Genomic DNA, 25815 nt, shown 5'->3' with positions numbered 1-25815 from the left:
ACGGCCCCGGTGGGGGCCGGCGGGCTGGACCTATAGGAACCAGCCGGTTCCGTCGAGGGCGATCTCGTCCTTCGTGCGCGGCAGGTACTGGTCGAAGAACAGCCGCGACACGAGCTCGCTGCGGCTGCGCACGCCCAGCTTCTCGTAGCACTTCTTCAGGTGGTCCTCCACCGTGTAGCGGCTGACGAACAGCAGCTTCGCGATCTCTTCGTTGCCGCAGCCCGCCGCGACCAGCCGCGCGACTTCCGCCTCGCGCGCCGTGAGGCCGTACGCGCCGGTCAGGACCTGCGCAATCTCGTGCGGCCGGCTGGGCTGCAGGATGAGCGAGATGGCCTCGGAGGGCGCGGCCGCCTCCGCATGCGCGGTGAGCCAGCGCCCGGCGCGGGTGCGGATGCGCGCCACGGCGTGGCCGTCGCGGCTGGCGTTGATGGCGAGGGAATACAGCGCATAGGGCAGCGGCCCGGCGCTGCTGTCGTCGACCTGTTCGATCCAGTGCTGCGCGGTGGCGCTTGCATGCCGCACACGCAAGCCGCTGTCCGCTCCGGCCTGCGGGTCGGCGCGCTCGAGCAGGATCAGCGCCGGCGCTCCTGGGTCGGCGTGCGCATGCATCTCGGCCAGCAGCAGCAGGCGCCGCAGCGCCCGCGTGACCGGCTCGTTGACCGCCGCCAGCAGCTCGACTTCGCCGGCGTCGAAATCCGGGCGGTCGCCCGCGCGCAGCAGGACCATGGCCGCCCACGGACCGTGCGCGTCGCGGAACACGGCGCGCAGCTCGTGCCGGATGCCTTCCGGCGCGAGCACTTCGCGAAAGCGCGCGCTCGTTTCGACGCGGCCCTGGGTGGCCGCCGACAGCGTGTTCACGGCCGTCTTGCCACGCGCCAGCGCGGCCAGCTTGATCGCGTCATCCGGTCCGCCGAATTCGAGATGCAGCAGGCGCTGCCCGCCTGCCGGGCTGAAGCCGCGCTCGTGCACGCCGCCGGTCGGCAGCGAGGTCGCGGGGTCGAGCGTCATCGCGCACCAGCGATCCACCGGCAGCTGCGGCTGCAGTGCCTGCTGCACGGCGGTGAACAGCCCGGCCGGCGTCGTCGCCTGCCGGCAGGCGTCGAGCACCTGCCGCTGGGCTCGATCGGACGCGGAGCTCGCCTTGGCCATGCGGCGCATTGTGGACCAGGCTCGTGTGCGCGCAAAACCCCAGATTTCAGGGATGGTGCGGCTGCGGTGGGCTGTCGATCATCACGGCCCATGAACACGCCCACCACCTTCATCGCTTCCCGCACCGCCAGCCTGCTCGGCGAGGTGCTCCGACCCGGGGATGCCGGGTATGACGCCTCGCGCGCCCTCTGGAACGGCGCGATCGACCGCCGCCCGGCGTTCATCGTGCGCTGCCGCAGCACGCGTGAAGTCGCCGCCGCCGTACGCTTCGCCGCCGACAACGGCCTGCTGCTTGCCGTGAAGGGCGGCGGCCACAGCATCCCCGGCTGGTCCGTTTGCGAGGGCGGGCTCATGATCGATCTCTCGCCGATGAAGGCGGTGCACGTCGATGCGCAGCAGCGCATCGCCACGGCCGAGCCGGGGCTGCTGCTGCGCGAGTACGACGCGGCGACCCAGGCGCACGGCCTCGCGTCCCCGGGCGGCGAGATCTCGCACACCGGCGTGGCTGGGCTGACGCTCGGCGGCGGGCTGGGCTGGCTCTCGCGCAAGTACGGCCTGGCCTGCGACAACCTCATCGAGGCGGAAGTGGTGCTCGCCGATGGCTCAGTCGCGGTGGCCAGCGAGCGGCAGAACGCGGAGCTGTTCTGGGCACTGCGCGGCGGCGGCGGCAATTTCGGCGTGGTCACGAAGTTCAGTTTCCGCCTGCAGCCCGTCGCGCCGATGTTCGCGGGCTTCGTGATGTACCCGGCGGCGCAGGCGCCCGAAGTGCTGGCGCACTACGAGCGGCTCACGCGCAGTGCACCTGATGAGCTTTCGCTGATGACCGCGCTGCTGAGCGCGCCGCCGGCACCCTTCGTGCCGCCAGCGCTGCACTTCCAGCCGGTCGTGGGCATCGCGGCCTGCTACGTGGGGCCCGTCGAGGAGGGAGAAAGGGTACTGCAGGCGGTGCGCGGCTTCGGGCAGCCGGCCGTGGACACCTTCGGCGTGCAGCCGTACACGGCGATCCAGCAGTGGTTCGACGCCAGCGTGCCGCACGGCCTGCACTACCACTGCCGCTCGGAGTGGCTCAAGCCGCTGGAGGACGGCGCGCTGCAGGCGCTGGCGCGGGCTGCCACGGAGCGCAGCTCGCCGATGTCGCAGGTGCTGGTGCGGCACATGGGCGGCGCCACCGCGCGCGTCGATCCGGCGGCGACCGCCTTCCGCTTCCGCGACGTGCGCCACATCCTCACGGTGGCGGCGTGCTGGGAGCCTGGCGATCTCCGCGCGGAAGAGCACCGGCAGTGGTGCCGCGATGCCTGGGCCGGGCTGCGCCCGTGGTCGGCCGGCGGCAGCTACGTGAACCACCTCACCGAGGAAGGCGCGGATCGAACCCGCGAAGCCTATGGCGCGGAAACCTGGGACCGGCTGGTGGCCGCCAAGCGCAGGTACGACCCGGCCAACCTGTTCCGGATGAACCAGAACATCGATCCGGGGATCTGAGCAATACAGGGTGGAAGGGAACGCGACGGGTGAGCCGGCACTCCAATCGCGGAAGGAGACCGCGTGATGACACGACATTCTTTTGCAACCGCCGCCCTCGCGATCGCCGCATCCAGCCTCGCCTTCGCCGCCGAGCAAGCGGTGCCCTTGCCGGCGCCCGCACACGATGTCACCAGCACCGCGGCCACGGAGACGGCCGTCTTCGCCGGCGGCTGCTTCTGGGGCGTGCAGGCGGTGTTCCAGCACACCCAGGGCGTGCTCAATGCGGTGTCGGGCTATGCGGGCGGCGACCAGGCCACGGCGCACTACGCGGTCGTCGGCTCGGGCCTGACGGGCCATGCCGAGTCCGTGCAGGTCACCTATGACCCCAAGCAGGTTTCGTACGGCACGCTGATGCGGGTGTTTTTCTCGGTGGCCCACGACCCCACACAATGGAACCGCCAGGGGCCGGATAGCGGCCCGCAATACCGCTCGGCCATCTTCTTCGCGACGCCGCAGCAGAAGGACGCGGCGGAGAAGTACATCGCGCAGCTCGAGACCGCGAAGGCCTACCCGAAGAAGATCGTGACCCAGGTCGCGCCGCTCAAGGGCTTCTACCCGGCCGAGGCCTACCACCAGGACTACGCCACGCTGCATCCCGATTCGCCGTACATCGCGAGGTTCGACCTGCCGAAGATCGCGAACCTCAAAGCGGCGATGCCGAAGCTCTATCGCGCCAAGCCGGTGCTGGTCTCGCAGACGAAAGGCTGATGCCGGCCGGCGGCGCTGCGGCCTCAATTCAACGCCCGAGCGCCCCCATCCCAGCCTTCCCCCGGAGGGGGAAGGAGCAAGACCTTCAGGCGGTCGCCTCAGGTGCAACGTGGACGAAGCGTGAGTGCTGCGGCTTGCCCGCACGCGCGCTCGCTGGCAGACTCGGCTCAGCAGCAGGGGCGCAAGTCTCGCCCGCATCACTGCACTGAAAGGGGCTCCATGTTCATCGCCGCACCCGAAGACTCCGCGGAGACCGGGAAGTTGTACAAGTCCAGCACGGACTCGCAAGGCTTCGTCATGAACCTGATGCGGGCCTGGGCTTGGCGCCCCGAGGTCTTCGACGGCTTCACGGCCCTGCGCAGCCAGCTCACGAGCAAGTCTTCGCTGAGCAAGCGCGAACTGGCGGTCCTGGTGTGTGCGGGAGCTTCTGAACTCGGCGACTCGTACTGCTCGCTGGCTTTGGGCAAGACACTGGCACGCGAGGCCGGCGCGACGGCCGCCGCCGCAGTGATCGCGAACAAGGCGGCCGAAGAGCTGACCGAGCGCGATCGCGCCCTGGCCGCCTGGGCGCGCAAGATGGTCGCGAACCCGAACGCCACGACACCGGCGGACGTCGATGCCTTGCGCCAGGCCGGCCTCAGTGAAAGAGAAATTTTCGAGGCCACGGTGTTCGTGGCATTCCGGCAGGCCTTTTCCAGCGTCAACGACGCGCTCGGCTTGAGTCCGGACCGGATATTGGCCGAGCAGGTCCCCCCGGAAGTACGCGCAGCGGTCACCTACGGCCGTCCCGTTGCCGATGTTTAGGACGCGTGGCATTCGTCATGCGAAAAGGCTTTCCGGCATGGAACGATCGGCCGGTGCGTCACCCATGATTCAGCGGCTGTGACCATGGAGGCATTGATCTTGAGGCCGCTTTTGCTGCCCGCCCGGAGGAACGTGTAATGGCACTTCTCGGCCGCGCGGCACTCGCCATGTGGTGGGACATGGCACCGGCGATGCGCAGCGAGTTCCAGCAGTGGCATTCGCAGGAGCACTTCCCGGAGCGCCTGGCGCTTCCGGGATTCCTGCGCGCCACCCGCTGGGCCAGCGCCGATGGCGGGGAGGGCTTCTTCGTGATGTATGAGGTCGCGGACCTGGGGGCGCTGGAGTCCCCCGAGTACCTTGCGCGCCTGAACGCGCCTACGCCATGGTCGACCCAGCTGATGCCGCATCATCGCAACATGGTGCGCTGCATGAGCACGGTGGTGGAGAGCCACGGCGCCGGGGTGGCCCGCCACGCGCTCACGATCCGCAGCAAGGAGGGGCGGGCCGAGGGCGACGCCGACCTCCAGCGCTGGCGCGAGGCGGCGGGGCGCTGGTGCGATCAGCCCGGTGTGGCCGGCGTGCACCTGTTGCACACGCAGAAGCTCACGCTGGACGTCACCGCCGAGCAAAGGATCCGCGGCCTGGCGGATCGCACGGTCGACGCCATCCTGGTCGCTTGCGCCTGGGAGTCCGAGGCCCTGACGGAAATGCAGGCGAGTCTCCAGTCAGCGTGGCCTGAAGCGAGCTTCGCGCGCTACGAGCTGGCGATGTCCCGGCACGCGAGTGAAGTCGGCCAGCCCGGCCAGCGCTGAATCCCGAAGCGCTTTACGCCCGCAGGAACGACAGCAAGGCCTCGTTGAATGCCTGTGCGTGCGACACGTTCAAGCCGTGCGGCGCACCGTTGACCAGCACCAGTTGGCTGTGCGGGACGGCAGAGTGCGTGCGCAGGCCCGAGCCCTCGACCGGCACGATCGCATCCGAGTCGCCGTGAATCACCAGCGTGGGCACCTTGATCATCTTCAGGTCTTCGCGGAAGTCGGTGGTGGCGAACGATTCCATGCAGGCCAGCGCCGCATGCTGTGCAGACTGGTGGCACAGCGCGACCGCCTCGCCGCGCAGCGGCTCCGTGACCTGCAGTGCGCCGTTGGCCGAGAAGAAGTCCCGGGTGAACTGGTTGAAGAAGGCACTGCGGTCCTGCTCGAGCGATTGCGCCATCTGTTGCGCCTTCTCGGGGCCGAGCGGGCCTTCGGGGTTGTCGCCCGTCTTCATCAGGTAGGGCGGTATGGCCGCGGCAAACACCACGCTGTGCAGGCGCGTTTGGCCGTGGCGTGCGATGTAGCGTGCGACTTCGCCGCCGCCCATCGAGAAGCCCACCAGGGTCGCGTCCTGTAGCCCGCATTGCTCCATGACGCGCTGCAGATCGTCGGCCAGCGCCTCGTAGTCGTATCCGGACTCCGGCTTGTCCGACCTACCAAAGCCTCGTCGGTCATAGGCCACCACGCGGTAGCCGGCGGCGCGCAACACGGAAACCTGCGGCTCCCAGGCCTGGGCGGACAGCGGCCATCCATGGATCAACACCACGGGTCGGCCGGGGCCACCGCTATCCTCGATGTGCAGGCGCACCACGGAGTCATTCGGGTTCATCATGCTGCCGGCCGCAGCGGCGCCCAGTGCGCCCGCGACGGCACCCGCAGCGCCGCCCACGACCACACCGACCGGACCGGCCACCGCGGCGCCGGTGGCAGCGCCGGTGGCAGCGCCGGCCAACACGCCGCCACCCATCAGTGCCGACTTCGACTCGCGCTCAGCCTCTTCGGGTTGCAGTGGAACCTGTGCCGCGGGACTGGGATCCTGCGACGGAACGCCGTGGCCGGGGCGGGCTTGCTCGGCCAGGTCCGGGTCGGCCGGCGTCGGGCGGGACGGAGGGGTGGCGGGTGAGTTCATTTGCATCTCCCAAAGACAAGTGACGATGAAGCGAGCTTCCCCCCAACACATATCACGCTGTATCGCGCCGATGGCGCCATCCCTCGAGCCGCGACGGTGTAGGACATGGCTTGCCCGGCTGACCGGCGATGAGGACTGACACAAGACCTGCCATCTCGCCGCTGCTCCCTGGCACTCAGGCTTGCATGACACAGCGGCCCGTGCCTACCGGCAATGGGGGCGGCGGCGTTCATCCGTCACCTGGCCCGCAACCTAAGCTGCGTACATCTCAATGGAAGGAGATTCCAAATGCCTGTCATCCTCTGGCTTCTGGGTGTCCCGCTGGTGGTCGTGGTGTTGCTGATGCTGTTCAACGTCATCTGAGGCGGCATCGGACGAGCGCGGTTCAGTCTTCGGGCACGGCGCTTTCAGTGGCGCTTGGCGAACTTGCCTCGGGCCCGGCCCTGCCCGCGCTCGCGTTCAACATCAGCATTTCCTTCATCCAGTTGGTCAGCAAAGACGTGTACGTCAGCTGCCAATCCTTTTCGCTCAGGCCGTGGTCGGCAGTGGCAATGACGCGGTACGTGACCGATTGCGCCATGGAGAAAGCCTCCACGTAGTTCTGGATGGTCTGGTGCGGCACGACCCAATCGTCCTCGGACTCGACGATGAGCACATCCCCCTGGAACTCCGAACACGCTGCCAATGCCCGGTTCTCCGTGGGATGCAGCCTGGTCCGTCGCAGCGCGTTCAGGCGGTCGCGCTCCAGCTGACTTTTCGGAACCTGCCAGTCGGCATCCTCATAGAGCGCGGGCACGCGCAACGCGAGCCAGCGGATGTCGCGCATGGACGTCAACAGGGCCGCCAGGTAGCCGCCATAGCTGCTGCCCACCACTGCAATCGCATTCGGGTCGACTCCGGGCTGGGTGGCCAGCAGATCGTACGCGGCCAGGAGATCGCGCAGGTTCTCCTCGCGCGAGACCTTGTCGCGATCGGCCCGGTGGGCCGCGTGCCCCCGCAGATCGAAGGTCAGGCAGATGCAGCCCATGCTGGCGATCCCGTGGGCTCGCTCGACGTACTCCTCCTGGCTGCCGTCCCAGCCGTGCACGAGCACAACGCCCGGCACCATGGCGTCCGGCTGCACCAGGGTGCCGGCGAGGTGCTTGCCGTCCACCGGGATCGCGACCAGGTCAGCGCGGGTTGTCATCGGGTCGAAGCACCGTGTACTTGGTCAGCGCGCCGGCGTCGGGATCGATGCCCCGGAAATACACCACGGCATGCGGCGGCGGCAGCGGGCTTGCGCCAAAGATCTCGAAGCAGGACGCACGCACCCGGCGCTTCGCCGGATCCGCGAGAAAAACCTCGAGCGCCGCGATCTCGGCACCGGTGGCGCCTCCCACGCGCCAGGATTGTTCCAGCACGGCGGAGCGCTGCGCGCCCTGTGCATCTCGTCCCATCAGGATGTCGTAGTTGGCGCGTGACATGTACAGGCCGGGAAAGCACGCCTGTGCGGCCACGTGAAATCGCATCGCCTGTGCTATGGCCTGGCGGATCTCCGGACTGGCAACCACCTCAAGCAGCTCGTCGAATCCGCCCCGCACGAGCATGAGATCGGAGCCGCCGTACACCGTCGCGCCGCGGTTGTTTCGGGTCTGCCGCTGGGTGCCGACATAGCTGGCCATGAGCCGGGGTACCCTGACCTGCCCGACGCTGAAGGTGCTCATTTCACACAAGTTTTCCTCGAGCACGAGCCCGTGCTGGGCGGTCTCGTCCGGGTCGAGTGCGCGCAGCACCGTTTCGAGCGATGCCAGGTCCGATGCCACGAACTGACCGCGCCCCGCATTGGCTCGTGTTTTCTTCACGCGCAGGGGTCCGCGCGCAAGCAAGCGCTCGGCCGCGATGCGCGCGTCGTCCACGGCGAAAACGGTAAAGCCGGGAAGGACGATGTCCTCGATCGCCGGGGCGAAGGCGTCGTTCCAGCCGATCACCGCGGCAGCGCCGGAGCCCACGAGCGGATGGCTGATCGCCTTGGAGGCGACGAATGAATGAGGCACGACGCCACCGAACAAGTCGTCGACGCAGGTGATGCCGAGTTGCGCGGCCTCGGCGGTCGTCAGCGTGCTGATGGGGACGAAGTATCCTTGCCCGCCGCCCCCGTGCAGGCCGCCATCTTCGGATCGGAGCAATGCCGCCAGTCGCGCTGCGAAGCCCAGCAGAGAACTGCGCTCGTGCTCCGCTGTTGTTGCCACATCGGACACATGCGCATACACGACGGGAGGGAGGCGCCTGGATTGCTCGATGCCGTTCATGCTTTCGCGCCGGCCGTGCCTCCGCGGCCGCTGGGAGGCACGCTTCCGAACATGGGGGCGAGTTGGGCAATTCGCATGGCCACATCCTCTGCCCGTCGGCCCTTGCGCTACGTAGTACATCCCGCCGAGGTTGCCGCGGAAATCGACTCGCGCGAGATTCAGAAGCCGGCTGACAGGGCCAACGCACAGTCGGCGTTATCGAAGGGGACATCGAAGACGCAATAGGCGCCATCGGTAGGCGCACACCGACCATGCATGCGACGCTGCTCCTACCGCGGCGCACCTGGCAAGCCGTTAACTTGAAAACAGGTTCGCGACTGACGCGGCCATAGAAGGAGTTTTCTTATGAACGAAGATCGAGTGGAAGGTGCCTGGAAGCAGGTCAAGGGAAAGGTCAAGGAACAGTGGGGCAAGCTCACCGACGATGACCTGGATGTGATTGCGGGCAAGCGTGACCAGCTGTTGGGACGCATTCAGCAACGCCACGGCTTGGCCAAGGACGAGGCCGACCGGCAGGTCAAGGATTGGGAGCGGCGCAACCCCGACTACAAACTCGAAAAGTAGACAGGTGTCATTCGGCCGGCGCTCGTCGGCCGGGCTTAACAACCGCCGGCACAATCTGTGCGCAGGTCGGGCGTGACGCCGAATCCGGGCCGCCGAGGGTGACTGCACCCTCGGCAAGCCTGGCAAGCGGGCCCATGATCTCCTTGCGTAGGAGGTTCGGGTTCGCGTGATCTCGTCGCCCCTCGGCTGGGACCGAACTGTCCCCCTTCAGTGAGGCGGTCCTTCGGCGGCGGCCAGCGGAGGCTCCGGACGGATCCGAAGTGCCCAGACGACGCCGGCCACCAGCAGCGCGATTCCGGCAATGGTGGTCGCTGGGGGGGACGAACCTCGAAGGACGAACGCGTAGGCGAGCGCCGCGAGGGTCTCGAAGACGATCAGTTGCCCCACGAGCGTTGTTGGAAGCCGCTGGCTTGCCTCGTTCCAGCAAAGCGTGCCCAACCAGGACGCGAACAGCCCGAGCGCAGCCATCAGCCCGAGAAAGCGCCAGGGCGTCGGTCCGAAGGGCAGCGCGAAGCCGGTATCACTGGCAGTCTGCCAAGCGAGCCAGGCTGCGTAGCCGCCCGCGGCGATGGGCAAGGTGGCTAGGCCCTGGGCAGTGGCCCAGGTGCGCGGCGAGCGGTCAGCGTGGGCGCGCAGCCAGTCGGCATTGCGCAGCGGGTACCAGGTCCAGCAGGCGACGGCCCCGATCGCCAGAAGTGCCCCGCTGGAATACCGGCCCAGATCCACGTCACCCAAGGCGCGCAAGGCGTGCAGTTCCCCTATGTTCACGAGACCGATGCCAGCCGCTATCAAACCCAGGGTGGGCGCGAGTCTCAACCAGGGCAGCCGACCGTCGCGCGCGGCATCACGCCGGTTCGAGACCAGCGCGATGACCACCGGCAGCGTGCCGATGATCATGGTGGGCAGCGGACCGCCGGCGCGCTGGATCGCGCCGGCGAGGCAGAGGTAATACAGCAGATTGCCGATGAGCGACAGTTTCAGCGCCTCGATCCAGTCCGCCCGCGACAGCGCCGCAAGCCCGCGCCGATCGGCTGCCGCAAGCGGAAGTGCAATGAGTCCGAACGCGAGATAGCGTCCGAACGACAGCAATACCGGTGGATACTCCGGCAGCAGAAGCGGTGCGACGAAGACCAGGCCCCACATGAGGCCGGCGGCGAGGGCGAAGGCAGTCCCGGTCCACATGGCGGCGCGAGGCGAGCGGTAGCCAGAGTTGTCTATTGCGCGGGACAGGCGCCGTCCAGGCCCGCCAGACCGGCCAGCTTCTGCAGGCGCGAGCGCTGCTCCAGGCAGGCTTGGCGCTGCGCTTCGGCCGCCTTTTGCTGCGCGAGGCGGGTGGCCTGTTCGCGCGACGCCTGCAGCTGCGCGATGCGCTCGCGGATCTGAGGCATCGCAGCCAGGGCGGCTTTTTCGCCTTCCAGAATGGCGTTGGCACGCTGCGTGAAGTCGGCCCCGCCAATGTCGAGTACCTGCGGGCGCACGATGACATCGGCTCGAGCCAGTTCGGCCTGGCCGAGCTTCTGTCCCATGATGGCAATCGACTGGCCGAGCGTCCCCAGCATGCCGGCGGGCGTCTGGCCGCGCGCCTTGCTCGAGATGTCCACCGCGACCACAACGTCCGCGCCCAGCTGGCGCGCCGCATCGACCGGCACGGGGCTGACGACGCCGCCATCGACGAAATGGTATTTGCCGATGGCCACGGGCTGGAACACGCCTGGCACGCTGCTGGAGGCCCGCACGGCCTGGCCGGTGTTGCCCAGCGCGAACACCGTGCGATCGCCGTCCTCCAGCCGCGTCGCGACGGCCACAAACGGTTTGGCAAGCCGCTCCAGCGGTTGGCGGCGCACCTGCTCGTTCACGTAGTCTTCGAGTTTTTGCCCCAGCAACAGCCCGGCGGAGGACAGCTGCAGGTCGCGGATCTTGGCTTCATCGAGCGCGATGGCCTTTTCCTGCAGCTCGAACGCGTTCATGCCGCTGGCATACAGGGCGCCGACCACGCTGCCAGCGCTGGTGCCTGCCACCACGGCAGGGGCGAAGCCGTTGGCCTCCAGCATCTTGATGACGCCGATGTGCGCGAAGCCCTTGGCTGCGCCGCCGCCCAGGGCGATGCCCACCTTGATGGCTGGCATGGGAGAGGCGACCGGTGCGGGCGCCGGGGCGGCCTGGGCTACGGTGGTGCTGGCGGGTGGGGTGCTGCTACAGGCGGTTACAGCCAAAACACTCATGAGGCCCAGTGGGCGACACAGGGCGGCCAGGGCGGAAAAGGCGGTCGGAACGGTCAGGCGCATGCCGGGAAGGACGCTGTGGGGCAAACGCAGGAGTTTATCGGCCGCCCGAAGGCGACCGACCGCGCAGCGCTCAAACGGACCGTGTCAGCCCGCCGTCCACGCGCAAGTTCTGGCCCGTGATGTAGGCCGCACCCTCCGAAGCGAGGAAGGCGATGGTCGCGGCGATCTCGTCGCTCGTTCCGTAGCGTTTGAGGGGGACACTTTCGCGCCGCGCCTCGGTGGCCGGAAGGCTGTCGATCCAACCGGGAAGGATGTTGTTCATCCGGACGTTGAACGGCGCGTGGGTATCGCTGAAGACCTTCGTGAATGCGGCCAACCCCGCCCGGAAAACACCGGAAGTCGGAAACTGCTCGCTTGGCTCGAAGGCCCAAGCCGTGGAGATGTTGATGATCGCGCCGTTGTGCTGCGCCTTCATGATCGGCGCGACCAGCCGCGTTGCGCGCACCACGTTCAGCAGGTAGGTTTCCATGCCTTTGTGCCAATCCTCGTCGGAGATCTCGAGGATCGGCCCTTTGGGCCCATGACCGGCACTGTTGACCAGGACATCGACTCGGCCCCAGCGTGAGAACGCCAGGTCGACGAGCCGGCGAAGCGCCTCGGTCGACTGATTCGAGCCCGTGACGCCCACGCCGCCCAGTTCGTGGGCCAGCGCCTCGCCCTTGCCGGACGATGACAGCACGCCCACATTGAAACCGTCAGCCGCAAGGCGGCGTACCGCGGCAGCGCCCATGCCGCTTCCGCCGGCGGTGATCAATGCAACTTTGTTCGTCATCTTCGAATCTTGCTTGTCGATGGCCCGGCAACCTTAGCCGGGCCGGCGATTCAACCGCCCATGGCCTCACCTGGGCGTGGTTGCCGGATGGCTAGTCAGTCAATTCGCCGCGAAGCAATAGAGCCGCCCATCCCCGCCCGTTGGCCGGATGCGCTCCATGCTGCAGCCAATCGTCGGGTGGCTCGAATTCCAGGACTGCGCCCACGGTATGGCGAGCGGGCCGGCTTTGTCGAAGTGGCCGAGCATCGCGGCGCCTTCGTTCGTGCCTTTCGTCCAGTTGCCGCAGGTCATGTCGGGGAAGGGCTGGCCGGCGACCACACCGCCGGGAAAGGCCGTTCCGTCGGGTCGCGAGCCGGTCAGCACGTCGTGATGGGACGGCTGCTTGGTGCGGTCGTTCACCGGGTTGCCCTTCTCGTCGAGGGCGGTGTCCTTGTTCACGTTGTTCGCATCGGAGTGCAGCTCAGCGACGTTGCGCGCGATGAGCACGCCCTTGACGTTGTACCAGGGGCCGGAGCCAATGCGGTCGCGCGCGTTGACGAACGCCGGACTGTTCAGTGCAGGCCCCTGCGTGCTCAGGTAGGCGCGCCAGGTGCGATTGCCCGCGCCGGCGGCTTGCGCGAGCGACTGGCAATGCCTGTCGGCGCCTTCGAGGCCGCCGAGGTCTCCGCCCTTGCCGGGGTTTGAGCTGGTAAGAAAGAAGCTCATGGGGCCCGTGGCGGGCGTGGTGGGTCCGCTCGGGGCCGTGCTGCATCCTGCGATGCCAATGGCGGTGACAGTGGCTGCGAGTGCGATCCCATGAATGCTGCGCATGGCGTGGCTCCTTGTTGTTGGGGGCGAACTGCCATCGTAGGACAGCCGTGGCGAACCTGGGCCGGGGTTCCCCCTAGGCGGCGGCACAACGGAGGCGGAACTGCTCGACGTCCGTAGACTCTGCAATTGATGCGCTGGCCGCAGTGCGACGAGCTTGGTTGTCGGCCGGATGCCTTCAGTCAACAAGTGCAGCCCTCGCCCTCATCATCCAACTGGCGCACCAGCGGCGACCGAGGCAGGCATTCCAAACCGGTCGAAGTCTCACAAGTCGATTGATCCAGAAGATTCAACCGTATGGCGGTCAGCGTCTGAGCGGAAGCGACGGCCCGTCCATCGGTCTGCGCTCCTTCTCGCGACGGTGCCCCACCGCCAAGCTGAAAGCCTACAAGGAAAATGGCCAGCGAAGCGAGGACCGCTGGAGCAGCAGCCGTCCCACGGGGCAAGGAAGATTTCAGATTGCAGTTCATGGCGATCTCCTGTGAGGGAGGATCGGCATCCAGACACAGCGGCGGGGCCGCTCGGGGCCCGTCTGTCCATCCGGTGCCAATCACCAGGGGAGGGAAATGACAGGCAAAGTATGGAAGCTGGTTCTCGATTCGCAATCCCACCGACGTCTAGCCGAAAGGCATTGCCAGCGCCCATCTTGGCTTAGCGGCGGGTGGCCGATGAGTGGCGAACCTGATCGGCACTTCTTCAAATCCTCGCTCGGCCGTGCTGCGGCCGACGAGCTTCGCTCCGCGGGAGCGCTCGATGTCCGCCCCTGCCGCTCAGCGCCTCCTTTGTCGCTGCGGGGGCACCGGCGAGGTCCACCTCCTATAGTCGTGCCCAGACACAGGAGAACATCATGGACAGGATGCGCGACCTCGGCACGCCGGCTGCCGTCATCGACATCGGGCGGATGCAGGCCAACATCGAACGCATGCAGCGGCACATGGACGCGCTGGGCGTGCGGTTCCGCCCGCATGTGAAGACGTCCAAGTGCCTGCCCGTCGTCCAGGCGCAGATCGCGGCAGGTGCTCAGGGCATCACCGTGTCCACACTGAAGGAAGCCGAGCAATTCTTCGCTGCCGGCATCACGGACATCCTCTATGCCGTGAGCATCGCCCCGACGAAGCTGCCGCAGGTCCTCGCCCTGCGCCGGCAGGGCTGCGACCTGAAGATCATCACCGACAGCGTGGCCGGTGCGCAGGCGGTGGCCCGCTTCGGCAAGGAGCAGGCCGAGGTCTTCGAAGTCTGGATCGAGATCGATGTCGACGGCCACCGTTCCGGCATTCCACCGGAAGGCGAGGCGCTGCTCGCGGTCGCTCGCGCGCTGCACGATGGCGGCATGCGGCTCGGGGGCCTCATGGCGCATGCCGGCGCCAGTTACGACTGCGACACCCCCAAGGCGCTGCGCCACATCACCGAGCAGGAGCGGGGCGGGACGGTGCGGGCCGCGGAGCGCCTGCGGCAGGCGGGCCTGCCCTGCCCGGTGGTCAGCGTCGGGTCGACGCCGACCGCGCTCTCGGCCCAGGACCTGCGCGGTGTGACCGAGGTACGCGCGGGCGTCTACGTGTTCTTCGACCTGGTGATGCACAACGTGGGCGTCTGCGCCATGGAAGAGCTCGCACTCTCGGTGCTTACCACCGTCATCGGCCACCAGGAGGAGAAAGGCTGGGCCATCCTCGACGCCGGCTGGATGGCGATGAGCCGGGACCGCGGCACGCAGAAGCAGAAGCACGACTTCGGCTATGGTCAGGTGTGCACCGAGGACGGGGAGCCGGTCGCCGGCTATGTCCTCGGCAGCGCGAACCAGGAACACGGGATCCTGTGCCGCGCGGAAGGCGTCGATCGCGAGATCGCTGCCCGCTTCCCCGTCGGCACGCGCTTGCGCATCCTGCCGAACCACGCCTGCGCCACCGGTGCCCAGCATCCGGAGTACCACGCCCTGCGGGCAGACGGCTCGGTCGAAACCTGGCCTCGCTTCTATGGATGGTGACGCCCCATAGCAATGGGGTCCGAGCTGCAGGAACACGTTCATGAACACGATCACTCACGTCAATCCCAGCGGGAGCGCGGCGCCCGGCGGCCATTACTCGCATGGCACCGTCGCCAACGGCTTCGTCTTCGTTTCCGGTCAGCTGCCCATCTCGCCGGCCGGCGAGAAGCTCGCACAGGCCAGCTTCGCAGAGCAGGCCAGGCAGGCGCTAGCCAACGTGGAGAGCGTGCTGAGGGCATGCGGCAGTGGCATCGACCGGCTGGTGCAGGTGCGCGTTTACGTCGACAGTGTCGAGAACTGGCCGGAGTTCAATGTCATCTATGCGCAATGGGCCGGCACCAGTCGGCCGAGTCGCGCGGTCGTTCCGACCGGCGAACTTCACTACGGGCTGAAGATCGAGGTCGAAGCCATCGCCGTGCAGGCTTGAACAGCGCCAGATGGGGCCCCTGAGCGGCAACGGGGGACATTGGCGTCGTGACCAAGGATGCTCGATCGATGTATTGAGCCGCGGCGGCGCCCATCGAAACTGCCGGAGACATCAGCAGGCCTGCACGTGGACCTGAGCTCTGCCGCACCGGCGGTTGATGTTTCGCGGCAATCGGCGCCCAATGGCGGTCAAGAAAAACCGTCAGGAGATTCGCATGGCGATCTCGCGCCGCTACCTCGTCGCATTGCCCGCGGCCCTGTGGCTGCCGGCTGCGCTGGCACAACAAGCACGGCCGCTCACGGTCGGTGTTTTGGTCAACGGCGCGGCGGGCACGCCGTTGGCCGCACGGGTGCGGGATTTGCTCCAGGACGCATTCACTGCCTTGGGCTATGGGCCGGAACGCGTGGCACTGAAATTCAGCCACGCCGACGGCAAGCTCGAACGCCTGCCTGCCCTGGCGCGTGAGCTCGCCGCAGCGGGGGTCGACATGATCTTCGCCCTTGGCGGACCGGCGTCCCGTGCGGCGGCGGATGCCACCAGCACGATACCGGTGGTCTTCTCCATCGTCACGGATCCGGTGGCGCTGCGGCTGGTCGACTCGATGCAGGCCCCGGGGCGCAACGTCACCGGGGTGACGAACCTGGACCGCGGACAGGCGACAGCGCAGATGCAGTTGCTAAAGGAAGCCGCGCCGCTGGTGAGCCGCGTCGCCGTCCTCAGCGACGCGGATATCCCCGGTAGCGACAAGGACGGCCATGCCCCGATCGATCGCGACAACCTGCAGGCGGCGCAAGGTGCCGGCCTGGCGGCCACCGTGATCAAGCTCAAGGGCCCCACGCCCGACCTGGACGCGGCCTTCGCAGCTCTGGCGAAGGAAGGTACGCAGGCGATCATTGCCCTGGAGGTGCCGGTGGTGCTGTTCCATCGGGAGCGCATCGCGCGGCTGGCCTCTTCCCACCGGATGGTGAGCCTGTTCCCGGGCGGGACTTCCGATGCGGGCGGCGTGCTCACTTTCGGGACCACGGTCATGGACACCTGGAAGCGCATGCCGGCGATTGCCGATCGCATCGTCAAGGGAACGCCTCCCGCCACGATCCCTGTGGAGACCGTCATGCGACGCGAGCTGGTGGTCAACACCAAGGCGGCCAGCGAGATCGGCTTGACCTTGCCGCAGCAACTCATAGCACGCGCCGACAAGAGGCTCGATTGATCTGGCCGGGTCCCGGCGCTCCCATTTGTCGCAGATCAAAGGTTGGGCCCCTGCCGCCCAGTGCCGGGGCCTGCCGCCCGGTTGTAATAGCTCCGAGACCATGAAACTGAAGCAGACCCTCATCACCGTCCTGGGCGCCGCTTGCGCGGGCGTCACCCTCTTCGCGCTCGAGGCCGGCGCCACCGGACCGGTCGTGCAACCGCCCGCTTCTGCGCCCCGCGCCATCACGACCGCGCTCGGGGTGCCGCCCGTGCCGGACCCCGGCAATGTCTATTCGGAAACCGGCGCCGGCCGCCTCAGCGAAGCCGTCAAGGGCCACCTGGAGCGGGTCTACGTGCCGCTCCTGCGCGCCAACGAGGTGTGGGTCATCGACCCGGAAACCGCCAAGGTCGTGTCCAAGTTCAAGGTGGGCCGCGCTCCGCAGCACGTGGTGCCCTCGTGGGACCTGCAGACGCTCTGGGTCGGCAACAACGCCGAGCGCCACAAGGACGGCAGCTTGACGCCCGTCGATCCGCGCACGGGCAAGCCGGGCCCGGCCGTGCCCGTGGACGATCCGTACAACATGTACTTCACGCCAGACGGCAAGTCGGCCATCGTGGTGGCGGAGGCGGAAAAGCGGCTGGACTTCCGCGATCCCCAAACGATGAAGCTGCAGTATTCGATCAACACGCCTGGCTGCGGCGGCATCAACCATGCCGACTTCTCGATGGACGGCAGCTACGCGATCTTCACCTGCGAGTTCAGCGGCCAGATCGCCAAGATCGACCTGGTGCAGCGCCGGGTGACGGGCTACCTGAAGCTGAAGATGCCCGCGACGCGGCTGAAGGAGGGCAGCTCGGTGGCCGATCCGCAGACCGAGATCTGCACCGCCACCAAGGGCATGCCGCAGGACATCCGCATCTCGCCGGACGGCAAGCGCTTCTACATCGCCGACATGGACGCCGACGGCCTGCACGTGGTCGATGGCGAGTCCCTCAAGGAAGTGGGCTTCATCGCCACCGGCCTGGGCGCCCATGGCCTGTACCCCAGCCGCGACGGCAAGAAGCTGTACGTGGCCAACCGCAGCACGCACAAGATCCATGGCAAGAAGGGCGGGCCGGGCAGCGTCGCCGTGGTCGACTTCGCCACCGAGAAGGTGGTGGCCCGCTGGCCCATCCCGGGCGGCGGCAGCCCCGACATGGGCAACGTCAGCGCCGACGGCCGCTGGTTGTGGCTGTCGGGACGCTACGACGACGAGGTCTACCGCTTCGACACCACGAGCGGCACCGTCACCAAGATCAAGGTTGGCGCGGAGCCGCACGGCCTGACGGTGTGGCCCCAGCCCGGGCGCTACTCGCTGGGCCATACCGGCAACCTGCGCTGACCCAATCCTCTCCGCGGCCCCGGCCGGGGCCACATGGCAAGGGCGGCAAGACATTGCCGCCCTTTATCGTTGGGCGGCGGTGGCGCGCTGGATGCTCGAAACCGAGGCGTCGATGATCTGCTGCACGCCCAGCTGGCCCAGCTCGGCGGTGGCGCGGCGCGGGTCGCCATGGACGCCGTGGGCAGCATCCAGCTGCGCGCCACGCGCCAGCGCCTCGGCGCGCACCAGCGACTTGTCGACTGCCAGCGCCAGCGCGGTGTCGCTGAGGCCCGCGTGGGTGCCGATCTCCGCCGCCCCGTAGCCCTTCTGCCGGAGGGCGTCGACATAGCCGGTCTGCGCCACCTCGTAGTAGTCCAGCAGGGCGTGCACGCGGCAGGCCGGATCGTTCTTCCACTCGCGATTGAGCTTGTCGGCCACCCGCTGCTCGCTCTTCTGGTAGCCGCCGTGGTCGCCCAGGAAGAACACGTCGCGAAAGCCATGCTGCTTGAAGCTGCGCGCCGTGGCCTCCAGTAGCGATTCGAAGGTGGACTCCGGGATCGAGATGGTGCCGGTGAAGCGCATGTGCGCGGCCGGGGGCGTGATGGCGCCCTCGGGCACATAGGCGATGACCGGCGCGACGACGGCGTTGCCCAGGCGGCGCGCGATCTCGCCGGCCAGCAGCCGCGCGCGTACGTTGTGCTTGCCCAGCACCATGTGCGGTCCGTTCTGCTCGGTCCCGCCGATCGGCACCAGCACCGTGCCGGCACCGGCGGCAATGCGAGCCTTCAGCTCCGGCCAGGTCATCTCCTCGATCTCGACCGGGCCCGGCCCGGCGGCCTGCGCCTGGGCCGCCGCCAGCGCGGCCACCATCAGGCCGACGCGCACGGCGTGCAGCAAGCGAGAAGGGGGGCGGTGCATCGCCGCGAGTTTAGACCCGGTGCGCGCCCGCTTGCAGCCAAGGCGGTCGTCCTGCATCCTTTCGGCGCCGGTTGCCGGCATCCATCAACAGGTCCCGGAGATGCACACATGATCCGAACCCGTCCGCTGTTCGAAATGCGGCTGCAGGTGCCCCAGATCGTCGACATGGGAGACACGCCGCTCGGCCGCCGGCGCATCGCCACCGTCACGGGCGGCAGTTTTCACGGCGAACGCCTGCGGGGCGAGGTGGTCGGCGCGCCCGCCGGCGACTGGCTGCTCCAGCGCAAGGACGGCGTCACCGTGCTGGACGTGCGCCTGCTGCTTCGCACCGACGACGGCGAGCACATCTACATGTCGTACCGCGGCGTGCGGCATGGCCCGGCGGACGTGATGGCGCGGCTCGCCGCCGGCGAACCGGTCGATCCGGGCAGCTACTACTTCCGCATCGTGCCGGTGTTCGAGACGGCGGCGACCCAATACGAGTGGATCAACAAGATCGTCGCGGTGGGGACGGGCAGACGGGAGCCCAGCGGGCCGGTCTACGCCATCGAGGAGCTGCTGTAGCCGCCGCCTTCGGTGCGATGATCGCAGGATGAAGCCTCCCCGCCTGGTCGACCTGTCCGGCCTCGAAGCCGCCCTCCAGACGTTCGCGGACGAGCGGGACTGGAACCGCTACCACTCTCCGAAGAACCTGGCGATGGCGCTGACCGGCGAACTGGGCGAGCTCGTGGAGCTGTTCCAGTGGCTCACCGAGGACGAATCGAAGCGCGCGGGGCAGGATCCGGCGACGGCGCAGGCCGTGCGCGATGAACTTGCCGACGTCCTGATGTTCCTCGTTCGGCTCGCGTCCGTGCTCGAGGTGGATCTCGACGAGGCTGTCCGGCAAAAGCTGGCCGCCAACGCGCAGAAGTACCCGGCCGGCGACTCGACGCCGTCGCGCTGAATCGCCGCGCTGGGCGTCCACCACCGGCGCGCCTTGTACGCGCCCATCTGCCGCGGGGACAACCGATCAGTCGTCGCCTCTCATGTCCGCGAGATGGCGACCTACAGTCAAGCAACCGGGTTGCCGCCATATTGGCGCCATGGACGCGTTCGAGCCAGGTGCGAGCAGCTTGAAGAAGGCCGCAAGCGAACTGCACTGCCTGGTCGCCGCGCTTGCGCGCGGGCCGGTCCCGGTGGAGGTGCCGGCCGCGGTCGACCCGTCCCAGTTGCAGGAGGCTAAACGATAGCTGCGTCGACGCCGCTGCCGGGAGCCGGGGCGAAGCCCCGCGCCAAAGACGGGCGGAGTCCGCGTATGGCCGCGACGAGGTTCCGATGCCTGCCCTCATGAAGCCATCGGTGGCACACCCTCACTTCCTGCAAGGTGGCGGGAAAGTGGGTGCCTTGATGCGTGCCCACGACTGGTCGGACTCGCCGCTGGGGCCACCGGAACAGTGGCCGCAGGCCTTGCGCACGGTCGTCGGCCTGCTCCTGCAATCGCAGTTTCCGATGTTCGTCGCGTGGGGCGAGGAACTGGGTTTTCTCTACAACGATTCCTACGCCGAGATCCTCGGCGCCAAGCATCCACGGGCACTGGGGCGGCGCTTCCATGACATCTGGGCGGAGATCTGGACGGACATCAGCCCGCTGATCGATGCAGCGATGGCCGGGAAGTCGAGCTATCGCGAAGACCTGCCGCTCGTGATGAATCGCAAGGGTTACGACGAGCAGACCTGGTTCACCTTCTCGTACTCGCCCATCCGTTGCGACGACGGGAAGGTGGCCGGCATGTTCTGCGCCGTCTCGGAGACGACCCGCCGCGTCCTGGCGGAACGCGGACAGCGCGAGCTCAACGAGACGCTGGAACGCCGCGTGAACGCAGCCCTGGCGGAACGCAAGCTCCTGGCCGACATCGTGGAAGGCACCAACGCGTTTGTCCAGGTGGCTGACCTCGAGTATCGATGGCTCGCGATCAACCGGGCCGCGGCCGACGAATTCGAGCGCATCTTCGGCATTCGCCCCCGGGTCGGCGACAACATGCTGGAGCTGCTGGCGTCGCAGCCGGAGCATCAGGCTGCGGTCAAGGCAGTGTGGGCTCGCGCATTGGCGGGCGAGGAGTTCGTCGAGATCGCGGAGTTCGGGGACCCGGCCCGGGATCGCCGGTTCTACGAAATGCGCTACAACGCCCTGCGCGATCGCGCAGGCCAGCGCATTGGCGCCTACCAGTTCGTCTACGACGTCACGGAGCGCCTGCACGACCAGGAGCGGCTGAGGCGCGCGCAGGAGGCGCTTCGTCAGTCGCAGAAGATGGAATCGCTGGGGCAGCTGACCGGCGGCGTCGCACACGACTTCAACAACCTGCTCGCGGTGTTCGCAAACGGTCTTCAGCTGCTGGAGCGCGATGTGCCCGCCGAGCAGCGGGAGCGGGTGTACGCCAGCATGCGCCGCGCCGTGGCGCGGGGCAGCGGACTGACGCACCAGCTCCTGTCGTTCTCGCGCCGGCGCCCGATCAATCCCGAGGCGATCGATCTCGCCGCTTGCCTCGATGGCATGCGCGCGCTGCTCACTCAATCCCTGCGCGGGGACATCCAGTTCAGGATGGAGCTGAAGGACGGCCTTTGGCCCGTGGAGATCGACGTGGGCGAGTTCGAGCTCGCGATGTTGAACCTGTGCGTGAACGCGCGGGACTCCATGGCAACGGGGGGCGCACTCACGATCTCTGCCGAGAACGTCTCTGAGCCGGGCGAACAGCGCCTGCTCGACGACTTCGTGCGGCTGTCCGTGCAGGACAGCGGGTGCGGCATGCCGCCCGAGATCCTGGCCCGCGTCTTCGAGCCTTTCTTCACCACCAAGGACGTCGGCAAGGGCTCGGGCCTGGGTCTGCCGCAGGTCTATGGTTTCGTGCAGCAATCCGGAGGCCGGCTCGCCGTCGACAGCAAGGTGGGCGAGGGGACGGTGCTGACGCTGTTGCTGCCCCGCTCCTTGCGGCAGCCCGTCGAGGCGTCCGATGAATCGAACGCGGGTGTCGCTCCCAGCGATCCACCGCGGCGCGGACATGTGCTGCTGGTCGAAGACGACCCCGAGGTCGCCGCGCTGACGCGGGAAATGCTGGGCGAACTGGGCTTTGCCGTCATCCACGCCGCCAGCCCCGCGGCCGCGCTGGGAGCGCTGGCCAATGCCCGGACCGTCGACGTGGTGCTCTCGGACATCATGATGCCCGGGGGCATGAGCGGGCTCGAGTTGGCTCGCGAAATCAGGCGCCGCCAACCGGGCCTGCCGGTCGTGCTGACCACCGGCTATTCGGAAGCCACTGCGGGGGCGGGGAGCGCGGAGTTCAGGTTGCTTCTGAAGCCCTACAGCCTTGACGGCCTGTGGAAGGCGCTGAGCGTGCAGCGGAACTAGACCACTGCAGGCCCTGCCCGTGGCGGGTGCGCGCCCGCCACGAGTCGCGAGCTTCAAGGCACCAGTGGGTACTGCTGCGAGACGAGCTGCGAGCCGACCTGGGCCAGGACGACGAAGCCGCCGTCGGCCGTGGCCGCCACACTGCCCGGCTGGACCTGCATCACGGCGGAGTTCGCTTGTCCGTTCGCGTCGAAGGCCTGGGCCGTGCTGCCGGATGCGACCAGGAAGCCACCGCCGGCCAGGGCCATGACGCGCGCGCCCGGCGCTGCGTTCGGGAACGTGAGCAGCCCCGAAACGGCCCGCGCGCCCGAGGGCGAGCTCGGGTCGGCCGCGAAGAGCTGCCCCTGCACCTGGTTGACGCCCTGGACGGTCCAGAGGGCCATGAAGTTGCCGTTGACCAGGCCCGCCACGCCCGGCTGGGTGTGGCTGCTTCCGAGCTGGCCCAGGCTGACGCCGAACAGCGGGTTCAGCCCCGAGTCGAACACGGTGGCGCCTTGCAGACCCGCGCCCGAGCTGTGGGTGAGCATGGACGCGGCCACCAGGCGGCTGCCGGGCGCCGCGGCGCTGGCCAGGTCGTCGACGACGGCCGTGTCCCTCAGCAGGACCGGGCCGCCCACCGCAGCGCCGCCCGCGTCGAACTTCTGCGCATGCAGCGCCGTGGGGACGTCGGTCGGGATCGTCGCGGTGTGCTGCACGATGTAGCTCGCGGCATAGCTTCCATCCTCGAACGCGTACACGCCGCCGCCGCCCACGAGCACCGGATTCGCATTCGGAATGCCCGCATAGTCCAGCGTGACCTGGGCCAGCGTGCGCACGACCGAGGCCGGGCCGGCCGGGTCGCCCGCGGCGGTCACGGCCTGCACGAACACCGCTTGCGGCGTCTGGTATTCCACGACGAAGCCGCCCGCCGGCAAGGCGGCCACGCCCGAGAAGGTGCCACTCGCCGCCACGGGCACGACCCCTTGCACCAGCGCGCCCGACGCATCGAAACGCTGCGCGTGGACGCCGCTCGCATCGCTCCAGGCCGCCACGCGCGCTCCGCCGCTGAGCACGGCCACGCCCCTGGCGTTGCTGATCGTGTTGGCGATCACCTGCGCCCCACTGGGTGCGGGCGCCGGGGCTGGAGCCGGAGCCGGTGCTGGTGCTGGTGCTGGTGCTGGTGCTGGTGCTGGTGCTGGTGCTGGTGCTGGTGCTGGTGCTGGTGCTGGTGCTGGTGCTGGTGCTGGTGCTGGTGCTGGTGCTGGACCCGGCGCCGGAGCCGGAGCCGGAGCCGGGGCGGGTGAAGGGGCGTCGGAAGGCGCCGTGATGGCGCCATCACCACCACCACCACCGCCGCAAGCTGCAAGCACCAGCGCCGACAACACGCCGGCGATGCGCAATCTCGTCGAACTCCACACGCTGCGCTCCTTGTTCCGATGCGTTCATTGTTGTGGCGCAAAACGGTGGATGTCAGAACGCTTTCGCCTCATTCGTCGCAAACCTTAACCGTGCGACCCGGCGAGTTCCAGTGAGTGGCGCCCTCGCGCGGCCCGCTCTTTCCCGCGCGTTCACGGCGAGTTGGACCGCAATAGGCCTCCAGCGCCGCGATGTTCTTCCCAATGTCGGCGCAGCTCCGCCTGCTGATGAGAAAACAATTGCTAGAGCTTTGAGCGGGGCCGATACTTTTGCGCCGGTCCTCGAACAACTGCGGACCCGCGCGGCTGATATAAGCACAGGCATGCGCAGCGCGGAAGCGGCTGCGCCTTCCGCGCGCGCGTGCTGTCGCTTCTGCCGGGTGGGCGCGCCGTGCGTAGGTCCTGAATGATCGTGCAAGGCTCACCGGCCTTGCTGGCCGGCGCGGCCAGCGCGGGCAAGCGGCGGATGAAATCGGACTTGGGGGAGTTCATGCAGCCTCTCCCGGCTGCATTGAACCGATTCTTCACTGGGGGCAACCCATGGGCGGAGGGCGAGCATCCCGCAAGCCCCACGCGCTCACTCCCAGGAGAACATCATGCAAGTCGCCCGCAAAGCCCATATCACCATCGCCCTTGCCCTGGCCTTCGGCGCTGCCATGGCCAGCGAGGACAACGCCGCATTGATCCAGGCGCAGAGCGGTGCTGTCATCCAGCCGCTCCTCGCCCATGCGACGGATGCGACCATGCTCAAGCCCCTGCCGCCGCCGCCGAAGCCCTATCCGCTGCCGTACCCGCGTCCGCGTCCGCCGATCCCGCCGACGTTCCCGTATTGACGTGAGCCCATCTGCCGGCCCATCGCCGGGCTCGAGGTCTGTCTCGCCGCCCGGCGCTCTGGCTGGCACTTTTCGGTTCCCTGACTAAAACGTTGCGAAGCTCGGCCGAGCAAATTTCGAGCTTAGGTTGTATGCTTCACAGCCACCGCACAGCCACCGCCGCATGGACAACGACGAGGTCAATCAGCTGCTCGTGCGCATCGGTCGAGAAGACCAGGCAGCGTTTCGTCAGCTGTACAAGGCGTTCAGCCGAAAGGTCTACGCCTACGTGCTCAACATGCTGAACGACCATGCGCGGTCCGAAGAAGTCGTGGCGGACACTTTTTACGAGGTCTGGCGCTTCCCCCTGCGCTTCCGCGGCGAATCGAAGTTTTCCACCTGGCTCATCGGCATCGCGCGCAGGAAGGCGCTGATGGTTCACCGCGCGCGCCGGCCGGACGAGTTGCACGACGGCCTCGAGGACATCGCCGAGACCACCCCCTCGGACTCCCCCGACGGTTATGCCGAGCTGGCAGACAAGCAGCGGCGCGAGGGCGTCGCGCACTGCATGGGCAAGTTGTCGGAAGAGCATCGGGAATGCCTGCACCTGGTGTTCTACGAGGGCATGGGCGTGGCTGAGGTAGCGCAGGTGCAGAACTGTCCCGAGGGAACCGTCAAGACGCGCCTGTTCCATGCCCGCCAGAAGATCAAGAATTGCCTGCAGGCTCTGCTGCGCCGCGAGGGGTCCGCGCCGGACGCCAAAGGCGCGCTGGCATCCTGATGGGTTGGGGGAGACCAGCGTGCAAAAATTCTTTGAACCGTTCGCCGGCCTCACGCAACACAAGGCCGATATGGGCAATGTCCCGTACAGCTAAATGGCAGAGGCATCATGAAAGAACGTTTCGAAGAGCTGCTTCCCTGGTATGTCAACGGTTCGCTGGAAGCCGAGGACCGCGCCTTCGTCGAGACCTACCTGGAACAGCATCCCGAGTCGCGCAGCGAGCTGGAGTGGTACCGCTCGCTCCAGCAGCGCGTGCAGGAGAACGCCCCGGCCGTGCCCGCGACGATCGGCCTGGCCCGCACCATGCGCCTGATCCAGGGCGACCGTCCGACCCTGGGCGAACGCATCGGCGCCTTCTTCGGCAACCTCGGGCTGCGCCCGAGCTACGCCATCGCCGCGCTGGCCATCGTGGCGGTGCAAGGTGGCGTCATCGTGAACCTGCTGGGTGACGTCCGCGAGAACGCCGACGAAATCCGCGCGCTGCGCGCGGTTCGCGTCGAAGAGGGGCCGATGCTCAAGGTCAACTTCACGCCCGAAGCCAAGGAGACCGACATCCGCATGCTGATGGTCCAGGTTCGCGGCGAATTGGCCGGCGGCCCCGGCCAGCTCGGCGACTACTACCTGCGTGTGCCGGCCGGCAGCGAGGGCGCGGCGCTTGCCAAGGTGCAAGCCGCGCCCATCGTCCAGGCCGCCTCGCTGGCCCCCGGCGTGCCTCCGCGGGAGTAGC

Annotated in this window: 28 protein-coding genes; 17 read left to right on the top strand and 11 right to left on the bottom strand. The window is 67.9% G+C overall.

Annotated features, from left to right (window positions below):
• Positions 1–30: 30 nt before the first annotated feature.
• Complete coding sequence (locus UC35_RS23890; RefSeq protein ID WP_158513871.1) at positions 31–1149, bottom strand: helix-turn-helix transcriptional regulator; 1119 nt, start codon at positions 1147–1149, stop codon at positions 31–33.
• Between the two features lie 90 nt (positions 1150–1239).
• On the opposite strand from UC35_RS23890, the gene UC35_RS23885 reads away from it, so the two are divergent.
• The 4 genes from UC35_RS23885 to UC35_RS06945 all read left to right on the top strand — a co-directional run bounded on the left by UC35_RS23885 (position 1240) and on the right by UC35_RS06945 (position 4994).
• Positions 1240–2628 (top strand): FAD-binding oxidoreductase, encoded by a 1389-nt coding sequence (locus UC35_RS23885; RefSeq protein ID WP_061497498.1) that lies wholly within the window; start codon positions 1240–1242, stop codon positions 2626–2628.
• A 66-nt stretch (positions 2629–2694) separates the two neighbouring features.
• Entirely contained in the window at positions 2695–3378 is a 684-nt protein-coding gene (gene msrA / locus UC35_RS06955) for a peptide-methionine (S)-S-oxide reductase MsrA (RefSeq protein WP_061497496.1), read from the top strand.
• A 219-nt stretch (positions 3379–3597) separates the two neighbouring features.
• Entirely contained in the window at positions 3598–4182 is a 585-nt protein-coding gene (locus UC35_RS06950; RefSeq protein WP_227820484.1) for a carboxymuconolactone decarboxylase family protein, read from the top strand.
• Between the two features lie 137 nt (positions 4183–4319).
• Complete coding sequence (locus UC35_RS06945; RefSeq protein ID WP_082792889.1) at positions 4320–4994, top strand: DUF4286 family protein; 675 nt, start codon at positions 4320–4322, stop codon at positions 4992–4994.
• A 13-nt stretch (positions 4995–5007) separates the two neighbouring features.
• On the opposite strand, the gene UC35_RS06940 is transcribed toward UC35_RS06945, so the two are convergent.
• The 3 genes from UC35_RS06940 to UC35_RS06930 form a co-directional block, all read right to left on the bottom strand.
• Positions 5008–6126 carry an alpha/beta fold hydrolase gene (locus UC35_RS06940; protein WP_227820483.1) on the bottom strand — a complete coding sequence of 373 codons (1119 nt, stop codon included), beginning with the start codon at positions 6124–6126 and terminating at the stop codon, positions 5008–5010.
• 385 nt (positions 6127–6511) lie between these two features.
• Entirely contained in the window at positions 6512–7312 is an 801-nt protein-coding gene (locus tag UC35_RS06935) for an alpha/beta hydrolase family protein (RefSeq protein ID WP_061497493.1), read from the bottom strand.
• Positions 7296–8414 carry a DUF3182 family protein gene (locus tag UC35_RS06930; RefSeq protein ID WP_227820482.1) on the bottom strand — a complete coding sequence of 373 codons (1119 nt, stop codon included), beginning with the start codon at positions 8412–8414 and terminating at the stop codon, positions 7296–7298. Before UC35_RS06930 ends, UC35_RS06935 begins: the two co-directional genes overlap by 17 nt.
• A 345-nt stretch (positions 8415–8759) precedes the next feature.
• On the opposite strand from UC35_RS06930, the gene UC35_RS06925 reads away from it, so the two are divergent.
• Positions 8760–8978: a CsbD family protein gene (locus UC35_RS06925; RefSeq protein WP_061497489.1), complete on the top strand. Its 219-nt coding sequence runs from the start codon at positions 8760–8762 to the stop codon at positions 8976–8978.
• A 207-nt stretch (positions 8979–9185) separates the two neighbouring features.
• On the opposite strand, the gene UC35_RS06920 is transcribed toward UC35_RS06925, so the two are convergent.
• The 5 genes from UC35_RS06920 to UC35_RS23460 all read right to left on the bottom strand — a co-directional run bounded on the left by UC35_RS06920 (position 9186) and on the right by UC35_RS23460 (position 13312).
• On the bottom strand, positions 9186–10160 hold the full coding sequence (locus UC35_RS06920) for a DMT family transporter (RefSeq protein ID WP_061497487.1): 975 nt from the start codon (positions 10158–10160) through the stop codon (positions 9186–9188).
• A 32-nt stretch (positions 10161–10192) separates the two neighbouring features.
• Complete coding sequence (locus UC35_RS06915; RefSeq protein WP_061497485.1) at positions 10193–11263, bottom strand: patatin-like phospholipase family protein; 1071 nt, start codon at positions 11261–11263, stop codon at positions 10193–10195.
• 70 nt (positions 11264–11333) lie between these two features.
• Positions 11334–12035 (bottom strand): SDR family oxidoreductase, encoded by a 702-nt coding sequence (locus tag UC35_RS06910; protein WP_061497483.1) that lies wholly within the window; start codon positions 12033–12035, stop codon positions 11334–11336.
• Positions 12036–12134: 99 nt separating this feature from the next.
• The gene (locus UC35_RS06905) at positions 12135–12845 is read right to left on the bottom strand and encodes a hypothetical protein (protein ID WP_061497481.1); all 711 of its coding nucleotides are present in this window, start codon (positions 12843–12845) and stop codon (positions 12135–12137) included.
• A 179-nt stretch (positions 12846–13024) separates the two neighbouring features.
• Entirely contained in the window at positions 13025–13312 is a 288-nt protein-coding gene (locus UC35_RS23460) for a hypothetical protein (protein ID WP_145979367.1), read from the bottom strand.
• Positions 13313–13689: 377 nt separating this feature from the next.
• Here UC35_RS23460 and UC35_RS06900 point away from each other — a divergent pair, with 377 nt between their 5' ends.
• The 4 genes from UC35_RS06900 to UC35_RS06885 all read left to right on the top strand — a co-directional run bounded on the left by UC35_RS06900 (position 13690) and on the right by UC35_RS06885 (position 17823).
• On the top strand, positions 13690–14823 hold the full coding sequence (locus tag UC35_RS06900; protein ID WP_061497478.1) for a DSD1 family PLP-dependent enzyme: 1134 nt from the start codon (positions 13690–13692) through the stop codon (positions 14821–14823).
• Between the two features lie 40 nt (positions 14824–14863).
• Positions 14864–15250: a RidA family protein gene (locus tag UC35_RS06895; protein WP_061497476.1), complete on the top strand. Its 387-nt coding sequence runs from the start codon at positions 14864–14866 to the stop codon at positions 15248–15250.
• A gap of 214 nt (positions 15251–15464) precedes the next feature.
• A complete protein-coding gene (locus UC35_RS06890) occupies positions 15465–16460 on the top strand; it encodes an ABC transporter substrate-binding protein (RefSeq protein ID WP_158513870.1) in 996 nt (331 codons plus the stop codon).
• Between the two features lie 100 nt (positions 16461–16560).
• Positions 16561–17823, top strand: a complete 1263-nt coding sequence (locus UC35_RS06885; RefSeq protein ID WP_061497473.1) for a YncE family protein — start codon at positions 16561–16563, stop codon at positions 17821–17823.
• A gap of 63 nt (positions 17824–17886) precedes the next feature.
• Here UC35_RS06885 and UC35_RS06880 read toward each other — a convergent pair whose 3' ends face one another.
• Complete coding sequence (locus tag UC35_RS06880) at positions 17887–18720, bottom strand: creatininase family protein (protein ID WP_061497472.1); 834 nt, start codon at positions 18718–18720, stop codon at positions 17887–17889.
• Between the two features lie 108 nt (positions 18721–18828).
• On the opposite strand from UC35_RS06880, the gene UC35_RS06875 reads away from it, so the two are divergent.
• From UC35_RS06875 to UC35_RS06865, 4 genes are all read left to right on the top strand, one after another.
• Positions 18829–19284, top strand: a complete 456-nt coding sequence (locus UC35_RS06875) for a DUF3237 domain-containing protein (protein WP_061497471.1) — start codon at positions 18829–18831, stop codon at positions 19282–19284.
• Between the two features lie 28 nt (positions 19285–19312).
• Entirely contained in the window at positions 19313–19663 is a 351-nt protein-coding gene (locus tag UC35_RS06870) for a nucleotide pyrophosphohydrolase (protein WP_061497470.1), read from the top strand.
• Between the two features lie 139 nt (positions 19664–19802).
• Positions 19803–19949: a hypothetical protein gene (locus UC35_RS23880; RefSeq protein ID WP_158513869.1), complete on the top strand. Its 147-nt coding sequence runs from the start codon at positions 19803–19805 to the stop codon at positions 19947–19949.
• 97 nt (positions 19950–20046) lie between these two features.
• Entirely contained in the window at positions 20047–22101 is a 2055-nt protein-coding gene (locus tag UC35_RS06865) for a PAS domain-containing protein (protein WP_158513868.1), read from the top strand.
• A 53-nt stretch (positions 22102–22154) separates the two neighbouring features.
• On the opposite strand, the gene UC35_RS23875 is transcribed toward UC35_RS06865, so the two are convergent.
• Positions 22155–23192 carry a hypothetical protein gene (locus tag UC35_RS23875; RefSeq protein WP_061497467.1) on the bottom strand — a complete coding sequence of 346 codons (1038 nt, stop codon included), beginning with the start codon at positions 23190–23192 and terminating at the stop codon, positions 22155–22157.
• A 14-nt stretch (positions 23193–23206) separates the two neighbouring features.
• Here UC35_RS23875 and UC35_RS24375 point away from each other — a divergent pair, with 14 nt between their 5' ends.
• From UC35_RS24375 to UC35_RS06840, 4 genes are all read left to right on the top strand, one after another.
• A complete protein-coding gene (locus tag UC35_RS24375; protein ID WP_061497465.1) occupies positions 23207–23407 on the top strand; it encodes a hypothetical protein in 201 nt (66 codons plus the stop codon).
• Between the two features lie 684 nt (positions 23408–24091).
• Positions 24092–24328 (top strand): hypothetical protein, encoded by a 237-nt coding sequence (locus UC35_RS06850; protein WP_061497463.1) that lies wholly within the window; start codon positions 24092–24094, stop codon positions 24326–24328.
• A gap of 163 nt (positions 24329–24491) precedes the next feature.
• The gene (locus tag UC35_RS06845; RefSeq protein ID WP_061497461.1) at positions 24492–25088 is read left to right on the top strand and encodes an RNA polymerase sigma factor; all 597 of its coding nucleotides are present in this window, start codon (positions 24492–24494) and stop codon (positions 25086–25088) included.
• Positions 25089–25196: 108 nt separating this feature from the next.
• A complete protein-coding gene (locus UC35_RS06840) occupies positions 25197–25814 on the top strand; it encodes an anti-sigma factor family protein (RefSeq protein ID WP_061497460.1) in 618 nt (205 codons plus the stop codon).
• Position 25815 lies beyond the last annotated feature (1 nt).

The organism is Ramlibacter tataouinensis (assembly GCF_001580455.1).
GTDB classification, from domain to species: Bacteria; Pseudomonadota; Gammaproteobacteria; order Burkholderiales; family Burkholderiaceae_C; genus Ramlibacter; species Ramlibacter tataouinensis_B.
Note: the sequence above shows the minus strand (reverse complement) of the source record. Positions and strands in the feature narration are given on the sequence as shown.

Bases quoted from the DNA above. Each gene is read 5' to 3' on its own strand.
- UC35_RS06950 (WP_227820484.1), top strand. From the start codon at position 3,598: ATGTTCATCGCCGCACCCGAAGACTCCGCGGAGACCGGGAAGTTGTAC.
- UC35_RS06925 (WP_061497489.1), top strand. From the start codon at position 8,760: ATGAACGAAGATCGAGTGGAAGGTGCCTGGAAGCAGGTCAAGGGAAAG.
- UC35_RS23880 (WP_158513869.1), top strand. From the start codon at position 19,803: ATGGACGCGTTCGAGCCAGGTGCGAGCAGCTTGAAGAAGGCCGCAAGC.
- UC35_RS06880 (WP_061497472.1), bottom strand. From the start codon at position 18,720: ATGCACCGCCCCCCTTCTCGCTTGCTGCACGCCGTGCGCGTCGGCCTG.
- UC35_RS23460 (WP_145979367.1), bottom strand. From the start codon at position 13,312: ATGAACTGCAATCTGAAATCTTCCTTGCCCCGTGGGACGGCTGCTGCT.
- UC35_RS06845 (WP_061497461.1), top strand. From the start codon at position 24,492: ATGGACAACGACGAGGTCAATCAGCTGCTCGTGCGCATCGGTCGAGAA.
- UC35_RS06875 (WP_061497471.1), top strand. From the start codon at position 18,829: ATGATCCGAACCCGTCCGCTGTTCGAAATGCGGCTGCAGGTGCCCCAG.
- UC35_RS06915 (WP_061497485.1), bottom strand. From the start codon at position 11,263: ATGCGCCTGACCGTTCCGACCGCCTTTTCCGCCCTGGCCGCCCTGTGT.
- UC35_RS06895 (WP_061497476.1), top strand. From the start codon at position 14,864: ATGAACACGATCACTCACGTCAATCCCAGCGGGAGCGCGGCGCCCGGC.
- UC35_RS23890 (WP_158513871.1), bottom strand. From the start codon at position 1,149: ATGGCCAAGGCGAGCTCCGCGTCCGATCGAGCCCAGCGGCAGGTGCTC.
- UC35_RS06900 (WP_061497478.1), top strand. From the start codon at position 13,690: ATGGACAGGATGCGCGACCTCGGCACGCCGGCTGCCGTCATCGACATC.
- UC35_RS06890 (WP_158513870.1), top strand. From the start codon at position 15,465: ATGGCGATCTCGCGCCGCTACCTCGTCGCATTGCCCGCGGCCCTGTGG.
- UC35_RS06930 (WP_227820482.1), bottom strand. From the start codon at position 8,414: ATGAACGGCATCGAGCAATCCAGGCGCCTCCCTCCCGTCGTGTATGCG.
- UC35_RS06865 (WP_158513868.1), top strand. From the start codon at position 20,047: ATGAAGCCATCGGTGGCACACCCTCACTTCCTGCAAGGTGGCGGGAAA.
- msrA (WP_061497496.1), top strand. From the start codon at position 2,695: ATGACACGACATTCTTTTGCAACCGCCGCCCTCGCGATCGCCGCATCC.
- UC35_RS06870 (WP_061497470.1), top strand. From the start codon at position 19,313: ATGAAGCCTCCCCGCCTGGTCGACCTGTCCGGCCTCGAAGCCGCCCTC.
- UC35_RS06940 (WP_227820483.1), bottom strand. From the start codon at position 6,126: ATGAACTCACCCGCCACCCCTCCGTCCCGCCCGACGCCGGCCGACCCG.
- UC35_RS06840 (WP_061497460.1), top strand. From the start codon at position 25,197: ATGAAAGAACGTTTCGAAGAGCTGCTTCCCTGGTATGTCAACGGTTCG.
- UC35_RS06885 (WP_061497473.1), top strand. From the start codon at position 16,561: ATGAAACTGAAGCAGACCCTCATCACCGTCCTGGGCGCCGCTTGCGCG.
- UC35_RS06910 (WP_061497483.1), bottom strand. From the start codon at position 12,035: ATGACGAACAAAGTTGCATTGATCACCGCCGGCGGAAGCGGCATGGGC.
- UC35_RS06850 (WP_061497463.1), top strand. From the start codon at position 24,092: ATGCAAGTCGCCCGCAAAGCCCATATCACCATCGCCCTTGCCCTGGCC.
- UC35_RS23885 (WP_061497498.1), top strand. From the start codon at position 1,240: ATGAACACGCCCACCACCTTCATCGCTTCCCGCACCGCCAGCCTGCTC.
- UC35_RS06945 (WP_082792889.1), top strand. From the start codon at position 4,320: ATGGCACTTCTCGGCCGCGCGGCACTCGCCATGTGGTGGGACATGGCA.
- UC35_RS06920 (WP_061497487.1), bottom strand. From the start codon at position 10,160: ATGTGGACCGGGACTGCCTTCGCCCTCGCCGCCGGCCTCATGTGGGGC.
- UC35_RS06935 (WP_061497493.1), bottom strand. From the start codon at position 7,312: ATGACAACCCGCGCTGACCTGGTCGCGATCCCGGTGGACGGCAAGCAC.
- UC35_RS06905 (WP_061497481.1), bottom strand. From the start codon at position 12,845: ATGCGCAGCATTCATGGGATCGCACTCGCAGCCACTGTCACCGCCATT.